The sequence below is a fragment of the Burkholderia sp. LS-044 genome, from assembly GCF_004803625.1.
Taxonomy (GTDB): domain Bacteria; phylum Pseudomonadota; class Gammaproteobacteria; order Burkholderiales; family Burkholderiaceae; genus Burkholderia; species Burkholderia cepacia.
In genome coordinates, this window is record NZ_SSWO01000039.1 from 1 (window position 1) to 15,222 (window position 15,222).

General features: G+C 52.9%; 11 protein-coding genes and 1 pseudogene. 2 read left to right on the forward strand and 10 right to left on the reverse strand.

Annotation, left to right across the window (positions count from 1 at the left end; all coding sequences use genetic code 11):
• Positions 1 to 357 precede the first annotated feature (357 nt).
• Positions 358 to 1,800, forward strand: a complete 1,443-nt coding sequence (locus tag E9536_RS40875; RefSeq protein WP_136473295.1) for a hypothetical protein — start codon at positions 358 to 360, stop codon at positions 1,798 to 1,800.
• 63 nt (positions 1,801 to 1,863) lie between these two features.
• Here the strand turns inward: E9536_RS40875 and E9536_RS40880 are convergent, their stop codons facing one another.
• Positions 1,864 to 2,613, reverse strand: coding sequence for a zeta toxin family protein (locus tag E9536_RS40880; RefSeq protein ID WP_136473297.1), 750 nt, complete (start codon positions 2,611 to 2,613; stop codon positions 1,864 to 1,866).
• 7 nt (positions 2,614 to 2,620) lie between these two features.
• Positions 2,621 to 3,205 (reverse strand): hypothetical protein, encoded by a 585-nt coding sequence (locus E9536_RS42505; RefSeq protein WP_247873608.1) that lies wholly within the window; start codon positions 3,203 to 3,205, stop codon positions 2,621 to 2,623.
• Positions 3,206 to 3,452: 247 nt separating this feature from the next.
• Between E9536_RS42505 and E9536_RS40895 the strand changes: the two genes are divergently transcribed.
• The gene (locus E9536_RS40895; RefSeq protein WP_006475990.1) at positions 3,453 to 4,874 is read left to right on the forward strand and encodes an ISNCY family transposase; all 1,422 of its coding nucleotides are present in this window, start codon (positions 3,453 to 3,455) and stop codon (positions 4,872 to 4,874) included.
• Between the two features lie 165 nt (positions 4,875 to 5,039).
• Here E9536_RS40895 and E9536_RS41785 read toward each other — a convergent pair whose 3' ends face one another.
• The 8 genes and pseudogenes from E9536_RS41785 to E9536_RS42005 all read right to left on the reverse strand — a co-directional run.
• Positions 5,040 to 5,204 carry a sel1 repeat family protein gene (locus E9536_RS41785; protein ID WP_168799646.1) on the reverse strand — a complete coding sequence of 55 codons (165 nt, stop codon included), beginning with the start codon at positions 5,202 to 5,204 and terminating at the stop codon, positions 5,040 to 5,042.
• 253 nt (positions 5,205 to 5,457) lie between these two features.
• Positions 5,458 to 7,818 carry an Ig-like domain-containing protein gene (locus E9536_RS40905; RefSeq protein WP_136473299.1) on the reverse strand — a complete coding sequence of 787 codons (2,361 nt, stop codon included), beginning with the start codon at positions 7,816 to 7,818 and terminating at the stop codon, positions 5,458 to 5,460.
• Between the two features lie 158 nt (positions 7,819 to 7,976).
• Entirely contained in the window at positions 7,977 to 8,510 is a 534-nt protein-coding gene (locus tag E9536_RS40910; RefSeq protein ID WP_136473301.1) for a hypothetical protein, read from the reverse strand.
• Positions 8,511 to 8,571: 61 nt separating this feature from the next.
• Complete coding sequence (locus E9536_RS40915) at positions 8,572 to 10,209, reverse strand: hypothetical protein (protein WP_136473303.1); 1,638 nt, start codon at positions 10,207 to 10,209, stop codon at positions 8,572 to 8,574.
• 105 nt (positions 10,210 to 10,314) lie between these two features.
• On the reverse strand, positions 10,315 to 11,928 hold the full coding sequence (locus E9536_RS40920) for a hypothetical protein (protein ID WP_136473305.1): 1,614 nt from the start codon (positions 11,926 to 11,928) through the stop codon (positions 10,315 to 10,317).
• Between the two features lie 87 nt (positions 11,929 to 12,015).
• On the reverse strand, positions 12,016 to 13,761 hold the full coding sequence (locus tag E9536_RS40925) for a hypothetical protein (protein ID WP_168799647.1): 1,746 nt from the start codon (positions 13,759 to 13,761) through the stop codon (positions 12,016 to 12,018).
• 209 nt (positions 13,762 to 13,970) lie between these two features.
• Positions 13,971 to 14,756 carry a hypothetical protein gene (locus E9536_RS40930; RefSeq protein WP_136473309.1) on the reverse strand — a complete coding sequence of 262 codons (786 nt, stop codon included), beginning with the start codon at positions 14,754 to 14,756 and terminating at the stop codon, positions 13,971 to 13,973.
• A gap of 148 nt (positions 14,757 to 14,904) precedes the next feature.
• A pseudogene (locus E9536_RS42005) lies at positions 14,905 to 15,222 on the reverse strand (hypothetical protein); the annotation flags it as partial.

Here is a 15,222-nt window from a genome sequence, read left to right on the forward strand (position 1 = left end):
CCGGCTCGCCGGCGCCCGGGCCGCCCCCGAAGGAACCCATTCGATCACGTCGCCGGTTGATCACCGTCCGAACAGGGTGGGGAATTTTACTTCGACACTTCTGGGGAAATTACGTCCGAGGTTGACACACGGGATGCGTGGGGCTTTTTGCAGGCTCTGGCCAGTAAGGTAGGAAGCTCAAAGCTTCGATTGTCCGTTGCCAAATCAATAAGGTCATCGGTAATATCTCTCGCGCGGCAGCATCCCAAAGACGCTGTCGGGGTAGTTTCGACTATTCTTGCCAAAAGCGGTCAAAAGCTACTTCTGAGTGCACTTGGTGATGGGCTAGCTGGCGCTGAGACATCCAATGTTGCTCGCTTGCTTGCCGAACTCGAGCCGGCCAAACTGGTGGAGCTTGTGCTTGCCAGCCCGCCTCTCGCGGAAGAAATCCTTAGCGAGAATGCTGACCTCGATACGCTGGTGGCGGCGGGCCTCGAGGGCGCGGGTCCGAAGATACTCGAAAGCGCACGGCGGCGCTTCCTGCGCCATATGACCGGGGAGCGACACGCGGAAGCGTTCCGAATCCTCGTGTCTGGTATGAGCGGGGCGGATATTATTGCTCAGATCAAGCGTCTGGATGACGCCACTGGGCTGCAATCGCTGAGTCTCAACGCCGTCCTCATAAATGAGGCAAAACACGCTGGCGCGGCGCCTCTCGTGCGCGATTTTGTTGCTTCGCTTCGGCGATCACCAGCGAGCGACGCGATGTTGACAGATCTCATTGAGCCGACGGAGGAGGACGTTAGATGGCTGGTCGACCAACCTTTCCTCGATCGTGTACGCCGTCGTTCGCTGCTGTTGACGCAAGTCGAAATTGCGTCTAGTCAGACCTTGGCACGCCTGTTCTCGGATTCCGGGTTACTGTCGCGAGTCCGAGCGATAGTAGGTGATCTCGATGATGTTAGTACGACATCCCTAGCCAAGATTGCCGAGAATGTGCCGTTGGTGACAGAAGAAGGCTTGGCCCTTTTGCTACAAATTCTTCCCCATCTAGGGGAACTTCATGCAGCGGAACTAGTCGCGCGCAGCCTATACACGGCGCTCGGTCGGGAGACCATAGCGTCTCGTGTAACCGCTGTGCAACATCTACTCGAATCAGCAGGGAAAAGTCTCGATGCAAGAAAAGCCATCCAGAACGGCTTATCCGTCGGTGTACCTTCCAGCATCGCCAGTCAGAATCTTATCCTCTTTGACAGCGCACCGCCCGCTATCAGGGCTCAGTTTGTCGATGTTCCGGAAGCGATTGCCGAAGGAATCATTGAAAGGCGCCATCTCGACTTGTCCTACGAGGGAGCAAACGCGGCAGGTCATTTGATATGGGATGCGAGTGAAGGAAATCGTCCTGCCTTTGCCTGGGCGTCTGCCGCGCTCTTGCCATTTGCCATGCGCGAACGCTGCCAACCAGCATCGGCACTAATCGCCGCTGCCTTTCCGTCCGTATATCACGGACTGCAACAGGAGCACACACCAGATTTCTTTTCGCTCCTCATGTTTCCTTTTGTTGATTGGGACCGTTGCAAGACCGCCCGTCGAGAACTAGCCACTGGGTTTTCAAGCTCGGAATGGCTTGCTACTGACATAGCTTTGGCTGCCGCGCGGGCCGGCGATGCGCCTCGCATTCTCAGAGTCGTCGCTCTCCCCACGGACGCTCGGCCATATCGGCGATTGAACTCGACATCGGAAAAATCCAATCGCCGTGGCGAGAATCGATACAGGTCGCACTTTCAGAGATTCACAAATCGACTAGTGAGTAACGAATAGCGGTTTGCGTCACATAAAAATTACGGACTCTTCTACGGGCAAGCACATCACTGATCAAACGAGTTAGCCAACCTTTACCTGAGGCGCCACAACATCTAGCCACGCTGTGATTTCCTGAGGTGCTTTACCTTCCACGCGGATATCAAATAACACGCCGCCGTGAGTTCGAACGTAACACGGTGTGAACGCGCGAACTAAATCGCGGCTGTTGTCGACGAGCACAGCTGCGTCGGCTACGGTCAACGCGGCACCGATGGCCTTTTGCGTGCGTGGGAAGCGCTCGAGGATTTTTTGCTCGCCAACATCGTGTCCACCGGCGGCGACCCGAGTGGCCACGCGTCCTAAGGAAAGCGCTGCACTACTCAATCCCACAAAGAGGAGTACGACGAAGTAGCCCGCTGCCTGCAAGTTGCGGATCAAGTCAATCTTGCTCTCATGTCCCCCGCCAGGCAAGGCTCTCCAATGCGAGAAGACCGTCTCCGTGGCAAATGGAACCTGATTGGCCATTGCCTGTGCGACAAAGCTCTCAACTCCCTTTTGCGCGACCTGCATCCACATTGTGTCAGTGTCCCGCAAGGCCTGTGCCCATGGGCGAAGCAGCCCCTTTCTGTTCTTCTCTGGAAGAATCGACAACATCATTCGATCAGCATTAATTAGCGGAATCTGAATGTCATCCACAACATGCTCATACCACATGGTCGACTTGCCAGAACCATTGTGCCCGGCCAAAACAATGGCGAGCGGTTTGCCCGAGGCGACCGCCAGCTTGACGACGTCGTTTACCGATTTCTGTATTGGTGTTTTTCGTGCCATACGGAGACTAGGCTGGCGATTTCTCTGGTTTGAACTGCCCCTTAACGAAGTGGCCCCGCTCCACCTTCCCGTGCAGACGACGGACAACCCGTTTTGGGTCGAGCGGATCGGCAGTGAACACTGGCACTCCAGGCGGATGACGCAACGTCACCCCCGGTTTAACTAGGCGTTCACCCAGACTCTTTGCCACCTTTTTACTGGCGGTGACCGCGCGCTTAATACTGGCCTCAGTGGGCCTCTGCACCGAAACAGAGACGTGCCCAAACTTTACTTGTACGATTGGCAGCACGCCTTTGCCCGCGCCTTTGACCAGCTTGGCGCCGCTACTTGTGCCCTTGCTAGCGCGTTTTGCAGCCACGACAACTTCCGCTGCCTTGCTGGCGCGTTTCGCTGGCACGACAACTTCCGCACCCTTGCTGGCACGTTTTGCAGCCACGACAACTTCCGCGGCCTTGCTGGCACGTTTCGTCGCCATGCCTTTCGGTGCAACTTTGCCAGCGGTCGTCGCTTTTGCCGACTTGTGCGACGCCGTCGTTACTCGCTTAATTTCAGGCACAATCGACCTCCACGAATCGCATTCCTGTATGAGCATTTTACCCGCCAAGCAGACTTGCAACCACAAATCGGATTGATATTCAGTGTCATAACGCGACTCTATGTGCCTCGGAGCTTCTGCTTGCTGGGGTAGTCCTTGAGACCTCTAGATTTGACATAAGCCAAACTAGCGATTTTTTTAGTGTAAGAGCAAAGTTGTAATGTCGCATCTGAGCAAAGTTGAAATGTCGTAGTTCGAGGGTTTCGGCGCATGCTGGCGGCGGTTTGAACTGCCGGAGCGCATCGTGGGCCAACCTGGACTGATCACCATGAGCATGCGGGAGCTGGACCGTCTGAAGGTCGTGGAAGCCGTGATCGAGCAGCATCTGATGCCTTGGCGAGCCGCGGAGCGGCTCGGGATCAGTCGCCGGCAGATTGAACGGCTGGTCGCCCGGTATCGCGCTGCTGGCCCGGTCGGGCTGATTTCGCAGCGTCGTGGTCACGCGAGCAACCATCAACTGCCCGAGGATTTGGCGCATCGTGCCTTGAGCCTGATTCGTGAGCGCTACGCCGATTTCGGGCCGACGCTGGCCTGCGAGAAGCTGTGGGAATGCCACGGGCTGCAGTTGTCGAAGGAAACGGTCAGAAGGCTGATGACGGACGCCGGGCTGTGGATTCCGCGCCGGCAACGACCGCCGAAGGTTTATCAGCCGCGAGCGCGCCGGGCTTGCCTCGGCGAGCTGATCCAGATCGACGGCAGCGATCATCGGTGGTTCGAGGAACGGGCACCGGCCTGCACGCTGCTGGTGTATGTGGACGACGCGACGAGCCGGCTGATGATGCTGCACTTCACGCAGACCGAATCGACGTTCAGCTACTTCGAGGCGACGCGGACGTATCTGGAGCGCCATGGCAAGCCCGTGGCGTTCTACAGCGACAAGTACAGCGTGTTCCGCAGCCCGACTGCGGGCAAGACCGGCAGCAGCGTGACGCAGTTTGGCCGGGCCATGTACGAGCTGAACATCGACACGTTCTGCGCGAACAGCAGTTCGGCGAAGGGACGTGTGGAACGGGCCAACCTGACGCTGCAGGACCGGTTGGTCAAGGAAATGCGCTTGCGCGGCATCAGCACGGTAGCCGACGCCAACGCGTATGCGCCCTCCTTCATCGCTGATTTCAACCGTCGCTTCGCGAAGCCGCCGCGCAGCGACTTCAATGCGCACCGGCCGCTGCGAGATGACGAGAATCTGGACCGGCTGCTGACCTGGCGCGAAACGCGCCGGGTCTCGAAGTCGCTAACGGTGCTGTACGACCGGGTGTTGTATCTGCTGGACGATACGCTCGAGAATCGGAAGCTGATTCATCGCTACATCGACGTCTGGGAGTATCCGGATGGTCGGATCGAGATCCGGGCTGATGGCGAGGTATTGCGATGCCGTCTTTACGACAAGCTGGCAGAGGTCGATCAAGGCGCGATCATCGAACACAAACGCCTGAGCCACGCGCTGCAAGTGGCTGAAGCGATTCAGGCGCAGCGCGATAACCGGCGGATCTCGGGTTCCCCGTCGCGCGCCAATCGAGGGCTACCGGTACGAGCCAAGGCATCGTTGCCAGGTGCCAAGAAACAGCGTGCGTTCACGGAAGCTGATATCGAAGCAGCCATCCTGCAGGTCGCTTCACAAACACATCAAACGGAATCGAATCGGCGGTCTGCGAAGGCTCGCTGATGAACGTAAGCGCCCTGCTGCTTCAGGCTCGGCGCTTCAACGTTAAAGGATGGAAAGACCGATGAAACATGCGACATCTGTATTTAGCTGGCGCTACGACATCTGAATCCGGGTATGACATTTAGGGTCGCAAGGAAATACCGCGTCGAGCAAGCTACTCGCCAATCATTCTGTTCGCGGATCGCGCACACCGATGCCGTGCCCGGCCTGCCGCAGATGCCCGAGATTGCCGCACGCTTCGCCTTCGCTGCGGTCGCATGCGGACCGGTAATAGCGCACGGCCTGCTTCGGATCGCGCGCAACGCCCTGGCCCGTGGCGTATACGGGCAACCGACACGCCTGAGCACAGCGCCGCCTCGATGAGTGCGCGCTTGCCTTTCTCGTCGTACTGTCGCCGCCCGTCGCGGCTCTGACGCACCACTTTCAACTCTGAGTCTTTTCGGCCATAGGTGTCCACCTCCAAAGTTGGTGGACACCTATGCTCCTCGCTCCTGCCGCTTACTGCCAGGCGTCAAAGATGAATCACTTACGGTCGTCTTTCGTCACACGTTCAAAACAGCCTTGCTCAGGCGCTTGCAGCAAGTCAAAGCAATTCGCCATTGATCAACAATTCTGGCCAATGCTCACCCTTCTTAATTGTAATGGTTCCCTTGTTGCCATAATTATCGAACACTTCAATAGAGGGAGGGCCATCGACGTGAATCCGATGATAATTGGTATCTAGTCGCGCACTTCCCGCTGGATTAAACCCCACATTTACCATATTTATTCTGATCTCCTCTCGATTCAACGTTTCGTTTTTAAACGTTACGTGCGGCATTTCACCTTCCCAACCGTGCTTAAGTATGACCACGTAGTCGATATAGCGAAACTCCGCACCGACGCTATAGCCATACGATTCTCGATCCACACAGAAAATTGTAACGTTGGAAGATTCACTCCACACTATATCCGCAGAGTTATTTATCATCTTCGGCCTCAATACGCTACCATCCTCATTCGAATAAAATGAATGCGCATTATATACCGTCTTTTTGAAGAATTTGTGCCCAAAATTCTTTGCGACGACAGATAACCCCATATTCCAGACATTGGCATAGTAATTTACTGTTTCAATGCCAAAATTGTGTTTTTGCCATACATATAGTCTTATATTTTCGATATCGCCCGGATCTTTATCCAAATCCGTTTTCTTCCACATATGGCCCGACTTAAACGCGATATTTTTTGCGAGAGAGTAGTCCAGTGGGTCAATGCACGATATCGATGCGAAACTTGCATTATCATTGGGGAATGAAGAAGAGGCCGAGCGCCGACCAGTCGTTTCAATCCAACTCTGCGCTCTGTCGAAAAATAGACGCGCGACCACCTGGGTCTCGGGGACACTCCCAGAAATTGAGACATAGAACGGGAAATAGTAAGTTCCATTTCCATCACCTTTTGGAACATCAACGTCGGTCACCGGACAGAACTCCCCCTTTTCTCCGGTATAAATAATCGCATTCCGCCCCGCCTCTTTTTCTTTATCTATAGACTGATGCCAGTCCAACGATTTTCCAGTAGCAAGGTCGACCAGATAAAGTTTGGCATGAAGCTTCTGTACATCAAGGCCAGAAATCTCGCGACCGTCGATACCATGAATATCCAAGCGCACTAGTATTTCAACCTGGTGACGTCCATTTCCATATATCGCTCCAGTAAGCGGGCCACTAGCATGACCGGGAACCCCACCTTTGACAGCCTCGATACGAAACCCAGAAATTGCATGAATGCCAATTCCTGCGATTGTCTCATCTGCCACGTAGTGAATGGAGGTCGATCCAGACACGCCGTTCGCCGATGCGGTAACTGTGAGATTTTCCGTCGAATCGCCTCCCGACAAGCGGGTCGTTGTGCGACCCTGGTCGTCCGTTACGCCATCAGTGGGATTACATTTGACTCCCCCGTTTGCCCGCCAAGTTAGCTTAACATTAGGTACTACTCCACCATAATCATTAATGGCAGTTGCAGTCACACTAAGCTCACCATTCTGGCCAGCCTTAGGAGTCAGGTCAATGCGTCGCACCAATTCTTTAAGGTGGCGGGACTCCCGCCCGAATACAACCAACAATATATCGAAGTCTCGACCGGGTGGGGCAATATATGCATTACTAATTAAAATTGATGGAATCACACGAACAAGCGCTGGCGCCGACCTAGTAAACTTGAGCGTGGCTCTCCCGTTGCCATCAAGCCGGTCGGTCTGATTGATTTTTGCCGGATTAGACCCGAACGGCTCTCCGTACCACGTTAGGATTTCCCAATCTATATATGCACCCGCATATTCCGGCAAACTGAGGGTACATGTAATGCTTTCACCCGGATCAACGCAAAGATGGTCTGCTTTTAAAGGATCATAATGGAGGAACAAATCACCCGCCGGTACCAATGTTTTCTGCTCAGCTATGACCGCTTGCAGCGGATAACAGACTGCGCTTCCCGTTGCATTGAGGCTGACGCCCGAGGCAACATAATCCGCTTTACTAGAATAATTACGAATATATTTTCTGAGCATGCCCCCGGCATGGACCCAAAGTGCCTCTTCAAACGGATCCCAAGCAAAGCCTGGATTGGCGGCGACTGGATGCGTGAATGTTGGAGTGGCAGTGGTAGTCGACGCGTCCGGAATCAATCGAATAAAATTACCTTTTTCAGAGTCATAGATCCACACCACGCGAGTATGCATATGGTGCGCTATGGCCTCCGCTATAACAAGCTCTCCCAATCGGTTGGCGCCAGCAATGGGGAATGAACTGGTTGCTTTTGTTTTTGGATTGTACTTAATAACGCTGCCTGATTGGCCACCTGCGCCTGAAACCGAGATCCACAAGCTATCGCCATCGGATGCAAACCCTCCGATTTCGGTCATATTGAGTTGAGGAATCGCCGTAAAATTTTCGGTCATGGTTAACACCTATCCCAGAGCTCTGTCAAGATCCCTGAATTTTGGACTACTCCGAGCATGACAAAGGGAAGCTTCAAAATTGTTGGGGGGGCTTACGATGAAAATCTGTTTCACCGGTCGTTGTTCTGCAAACAACATTTAGACAGATATCGTCAACCCTAGAAAGGCGTCCAAATTCGCCCCTTCATCTTCTGAAGAGATGATTGGACCTTTGCTGGAAAATGTAGCCTCGATGCCCTCTCGTTAGTCAAACCTGAAAAACTCGCTGAGCAATACGCGCCGGAGCGGGACGCTTCTTCAAATCGATCCGAAACAAGTCCCGGGGATGCGGCTCGCGAAATCGCCAGCGTTGGCGTGGACTTCAAGTTGGCCGGTAGTATTCCAATATATTTCTGATTATTCGGCACATAGGTCCTCGCGATTTCCGGAACCAAGGGCAGATCGGAATGCGCGGGGAGAACTCCCGCATGTTCCGTCACAACGATTTCACTAACCAGACTTGCGCCTGGGACGGTGTAATCCTTAATGTCTTTCGACTGTGGGGTGTAATGAACAATCTTTGCCGGATTTCCGTTCACACTGGAAACAGAAAACCACACGCTCGAATTATTGGCACTTGCAGTGATTCCTCCCACGCTAAATCCGTTGAACCTACCAAGCCCATCAAACTGAGAAAACGATCCGATTGCCATGGCATCCTCTAGTATTAGATAAAAATGGCTATATTTTGACGATTGACGCGATCCAGTCACGTCACGTCGTTGCCTTGATGAGTTGCAGAACCCCACTGATTTCTCGGTCCACCGGAGTTGGAGGTCCATCGGGACGCTCGCGCTTGGACGGGAGAATGTCGCTTTCGCCATGGAGGGTCGCCGTTATATTCCCAGAACTGAATCCGGCGCTCACCTTGCCTGTCAGAAAAACCTCCACGACAGCGGTCGAGCTACCCTGTGGGATCTTCAGCACATCACTATGATCGATCAGTACAAGATGCCCTGCATCCAAGCCATTCCAGTCGGGATTAGTGTTCAAACTGGATGATGGCTTTTCCACCGTAATACCGTTATCTAATTTCAGAGATAGGCGCCATTTGTCAATGGGGTGTCGACAGATAATGTGGACGCTGTACGAAAATTTATCGTTGACAGACTGCTCTTCATACGGCGGGATCAATTCCTTAGCCTCGTTCTTGAATCGAAGTTCCATGAAAGCGCCGAATGGAAACTGGGCGACCGTAGGAAGGCTTTGGTTGCTGCTCCCCAAATGCGCTTGCACGGAGAGCTCTGGGACAACGGCGGTAGGCAATGGCGCCGCGCTTGGAATTTGGAAAAACCAACCGCTCGGTTCCCACGCTTTGGCCCATTTGATCTGGGTAGCCGGCACAGTTTGGAGTTGCGCCCCGTGAGACGGTCGCATCGACAGGGTAACGAAATTTTCAGCGGGATGAGCCGCGCTCAGACCTGCGCCGGATATCCGCCCGGTAAGGCCGATGCCGGTCGTGGAGAAGTGGCCAGTCAAGTCAGTGATAGCCAGATTGTTCTCTAGAACATCAATCATCGGCCCGGAATACACAGTAATCGGCTTTGGCATCCCACGGCTAATGGCGAGTATGCTGACTGTCTGGCCCTCCAGAAGAGTGTCAACACCTCCGCGCAGGGCAAACGAAGCAGCCCCCGTCCCGTCCGTGGTCAGCGTTTTCGTGTAGGGTTGATCATAGGCGTAGCCTACGAAGGACGCCCTTGATCGATGGTCAGAAGCAATGCTCAGAGTCACTCGACGTCCCCCGATCCCTTTGCCATGGGCATCAGTGACGTGCAACACGTAGGGCTTGTCCCCAGCCCCCTCCGACACATGCTTGACAGACAGGGAGATTTCCTCGAGCTTCCCATCAGAGGGAGTCAGTACTTGGGGCGCAACCTTGCTTGATGCGGCCCAAACCGTGTCGTCGCTTGTATACGCCAGATGCTCGGGGACGAACGGCAAGTCACCAAACTCTGCCGCAACTTCGCCCGTGGGCGTCAGTTGAATCACTTTTCCTTTATCGTCCTGCGGACCACAAAGCCCTGCCCACAGATACCCGAACGTGTCGATCACGAGCTTCAGGCCCCGGTGCTTTTGCATCGTCAACACTTGATGCGCCTCAAGTGCTCCCGGCACAATCCGCCAGAGCGAGCAGTTGTTGCTATGAGGTGCGCTCGACGCGTTCTCGTCACCGATTAACCAGATTTCCCCACTCCCGGTCGCAGTGATCGCCCGAACGATAGGGGCTTTTCCGCCGAGGAAAGAGATCGGGGTCGGATCAGGTGAACCATGCGCATTTCCAACGCTCACGCCAGAATCTGTGGAAAACCAGATTTTGGCCATATCGATATGATTCTGCTGTGATTGCATCACTCGCTCCTTCGTTAACAACACGGGGCCGTCGCATTTGACTACTGCCCCACTTTACGAGTATTACCCCGTGGGAAAATCACTCCAAACGGGCTCGACCACACATTAGTGCCCGGATATTTGTCGCATCCGAATTTCGTAGTACGTTGGCATTTGAAAAGCTGCGTCAGCATCCGAGAGAATTGCCGTAAGAATCAGCTCATCTCTCACGCCTGCCTCAGTCCTCAACGGAAATACAACCATAATTTCCTTTTGAGCCTCAACCTCGGGGAGAGCGAGGATCTGCGAGTTGCCCACCGTACCATCCCATCGATCGTTGAATCTTTCGTTGGCTTCCGCAATATCGCTGGGAGACACATGAATCGGTTTAGCAGGCTGACGACTGAGGCCTTTCGACATAACGACCTTGAAATTCATCCGCTGAATTCCCACCCGAGGCTTGAGTTTCAGTGTGATTAATACCAATCCAGGCGTTACATTACTGGTACACGTTAGCCTTTGAACGCTGGTAGAGGGGGCGAAGCTCATCGTATCGCCATCATTAACGACAACACTCATGTCCACAAGACCGTTGGCGCTGATAAATCTCACCGGCTCCGCTTCCACTACACCTGCAGCAGACTTCATCAGCAACTGTGGTTTAAGGCTTCCTTTGACTGCATTGGTTTTGCTACTCAATGTGAAAGTCCATTGATTTTCCCGTCGTTTCGTCGGACTCCACGCAATGGAGTCCTCGGTTGTCTCACCATTCCAACTGATCGCAACCTGCGGGGCAGAGCGACTATCCGCAGCCCCGACAACAACACGTATTGCCCCACTTATCACCAGAGAATAAGCACCATGATCTTCTGTCACAGAAAGCCACGGATTTTCCAGAGCGGGTCGATGATTGTTAATGGTGACAGCGATATCAGTTAATCCGGAAAATGGTGCACATTCGCCATCTTTTACATATCGAACTCGTAGCTTCACGCCCACATAGGTTTTAACTTCGTCGTCCGCACCCGTTTTGAAAATTTCATCAGGTAGGCGGACGGAAAAAGTCGTGCGTTCCGCTTCGTGCCGAACGGTTCTTTCAACAATCTGAGAGTAATGCTCCTCACCGACGGAGTATTGAAAATCGAGATCCTGATTCCGAGGGGGCTCGACGAAGATCCCATCGAGCCAGATATGGCCAGTGTGTGTAATCAGCATGGGACGAACCAACCAGAAGTTCGGGGGAGGTGAGAGGACGACGAAATGACCGGCATTGGGCGGAATAATTTCTTCGTCAGGATCATTACCTCGAACATACAGCTGTATTGTTTTCTTACTGTTCACAGGATAATGCTCTCCGTTCGCCAAGATACCTATTGCCCAACTCAGGAGCAGCGGGCGTTTTCCATCATCATCGGCAAATATGCCTGTGGCAGGAATGTCGGCGAGTAAAACACTTTCGCCCCAATCCCACGAAGGATCAGCAACCGTATGGCCGGTAAATTTATTTTTCTCTCGAAAATCGCTGTACCCAGGTGGATCCAATTTTTTTTCTTGGGGGAGAGGTTTGCCCGGGTACGATTTGACTCTATGTATTAATAGGTCCTGCGGCACAGTTAAGAAGAGTCGAACCCAAGGACGCTCCGCTGGCAGCCAGATGCCGACCGTGAGCGTGGTGCCCATGCCCGGCGCCAGCCGTTCATCTGCCAACTGAATGGTCGTTGAAATGCTTGAGTCAGCCATATTCTGTTTCCATGTTACAGCTCCTGACTAGGAGCCGTAACATATCCATGTGCAAAATCTAGAGAAATTCGCGCGGGAAATCGACTATCAAGCCGATTTCTTTTTATTGACTTTGAACGTGTAACGTGCATTCTTCTTCTTAAACGTAAAGTGTGACGTTACTGCATCAGTCAATGTCACTGAAAACTCAGGATGCGGATGATCGGAGACCATTTTCAATGGAAGAGTCACGGACCATTTACGAGCGGGCTTTTCCTTCAGCGAAAGCAACAGCGAGTTGCCCGGCGCGCCGGTCCAACGCGACAACCATTTCGTCTCCGCCTCGGAAAGTTGCTCAGCTGGTGACACCGTCGGCTCTCCACTCAACTCAATTCCTGTCAAGTGGACTTCCAAGTTCAGCAGAGACAGGCAAACCAGTGGTGTGAAATCGACGACCACAGACAAAGCATCACCAATCACATCCGCTGGGCTTACGATTCCCACTGTATCCAAGTCAAGTGCTTTCATTCCTGGGAGCGATATCGGTACCGCCGCACTATTAATGACAACATTAAGCGAAATGAGTTGAGTGAGATCATTGAACTGAGGGTCAGCCGTATCCGAGTGACCGTGTTTTGTGCTCACGGATAGAGTGGGCTTCAATGCATGAGCTACGTTTTTGACGTTTATTCCATTTGATGACTGAAGGGTCCAATTTCCAGATGCTCCGCCAATCGTTAAAGTTTCTCGCGCATCTCCATCCCAATTTATCTCTGCTTGAGTAATCGGGTCGCTCGCAGGGCTTTGTACACTAGCCCTCACCATCAATACATTAGCCGGGTTCACAAACGCCACCGGAGCGCTCATGTGAGGCGATTGATTATTGATATCTATCTTAACGAATCCATGTGCATCCGTGACGCCCAGCTTCTTCTGCGCGTCCGTCTCATCATAGAATGCCCTCAACTCAACTTCGTAAATCGCTTCTTTAGAGAACGGCTCCGGAGGGAGTGTTATTACGAAACTTGAGTCGCCCGGCGCATATTCCAGCGCCGTGTTATCTAACGATATGAATTTCGATTCGCCTTTAATTCTATATTCGAATTTAACAAAATTCCCCTCCAATGTTTTTGATTCCGATTTTGTGCCGTCTATTTTCCTTGTTATGAAATTTCCGATGAGGCGGATATTCGACGCGGCCGCGTATAAGATGTCGTCTTTCAGATTAGTGAAGACGAACCATGGCCGAGGAAATTCGTAGACTCCGTGATCGGCAGAAAGCTCTTTGAGATTGATTGGGTTAGCAGTGCGACCGAACAATGTTCCCGTCAATTCTGCCTTTACCGTACCAATCGGCTTGCCGATCAACTCTTGTCTCGTGAAAATTACGTTTGCCCCATGATGCGGCTCGGCTGATGTGATTTGGTACGTGTTTGCGGGATTTCCCGGGTCCGTTAAACCTTCCGGCCATTCAATCTTCAGTGTTGCCGGCGGAAATATCCAACGGCCACGGGGTACGACAACTAATGAAACGGATGCCTCTCTATTTACTTGAATGTCGTTAAGTTCTTTACATACGAACTCGAACAATCCGCTATCCAATTCGGCAAGGACACTTTGGCTATGCGTCCCGCAGTAGCTTGTAGCCCTGACGAGAATGCCCATGCTCATGTCTACCTCACCGCTGACTGGATGAGGGGCGACCGTTTGCTTACCCGACACGCTCCCCGGGGTTGTCCGATCGGATTCAATAATGCTGATCGTGTTCCACGGCCCAGCTTCACCGTGAATCGAATACTCAAGCGAATGTACATCTGAGCCGCCCGCAACCGCTTTTCTTGCTTCCACGGTCACGAGAAGCTCATTCACTGTGGCCGATGTAACCTTCGCACTGGTGATTTGTGGTGGATGCGGCTCTTTCACTAGAATGACTGGTTTTGGAGGAGTGCTCCACATCTCACTAGGATCATCATTTTCGGGGCGATTGGCCTGGCTCAGCGCAACGTTGATAGTTGCATCATGTCCCGTCTGAAGGAGCTTAAAAGCTTCGGAAAAATCATGCTCTACCGAGAACTTTTTTTGTCAGCGTCGCTCAACTTCCCCTTCAATATCGCTTCCCCGAGGTTGGGCCTCTTGAGTTTTATATATGCAAACTCGAGAAATTCTTTTGTGTGCCCCGTAATTTTAACAATTGAACTTCCTGCTCCGACCCAGTACTTATTTTGTCCAGGCGTTACTCGTTGCACGCTGCCTGGAGCATCTTCAAGCTCAATATCGATAAGGTCAGGGCGCGGCGGGATGATTCGAAAAGTGTACTCGTCGGTATCGTAAACACTATGATTGTCGTCATCCTGTGTCACCACCCAAGCAGTGATCGTATGGCCATCGATTTCCTCGCAAATTTTCGGAATAAAGGCTATCTCCCATGACACCATTGCCTGGCTCCCCTGTAACGCACCGTCAGAAAGTGCCCCCGCAGGAATCTCCGCCAACAATGTCGTTGGTTTCTGATTTGCTCCCCCAGCCGAGTCCCACCACGATGGTTTGTAAGGTAACGTTTTGTCGAATGGTGATGGAACTCCCGTAAATGTCGTGGAGGGGGCCACGTTGCCGTCCGAAACCTTAACATCGTTTATATACTTAACACCATCCTTAAGCGGAACACCAAAGTCCAATTTCAGATAAACTTGCGTTTCTGGGCGACGACGGTGAAGTGTCACGGAGACGGTTATTGTTGTCTGAACGCCGGCCTTGAGTGATCCAAGCGTGTCAAGCCCCGCCACCTTCCTGCTAGTTTTGTCGAAGAGTTTAAGTTTAACAAAAGCATCATTTTTACTTGATGTTTCCATAATCAATCTCGCAAATTGAAAATAATTAACGGATGGCAGCCCCGCCCCAATACCCCTTCAATTTCAATGCCATTTCGATCAATAGCATTGAATTCAGTTAATTTATTCGAACCCCGCAAAAAACGTTGTCGTCGACACGGCCACGGTGCTAACGCGGCTCATCTTGGCTGCGGGCTGGCAGACCGACTGCATCCACGCAATCGCTCATTCCTTTTGCCGTCACCAATCTGCATGCCAGCATGGTGAGATAAAGATTCCACACGTTCGGTGTCCCGATCAATGTCGAGCCCGACCGTCCAAACCCTGGCTTGGAGGGGTTTGACGGTCGCACGGGCTTGGTCGGACCTCCCGGATTCAACGGGTCCACCGGCGCCTGCACCACCTCGAGCGGCTTCTGTTGACCCGGCTTCGTCGTGTCCGGCACGTTCACCTTCGTGACCGGCTTCAGGTTCGCATCCACGTACGC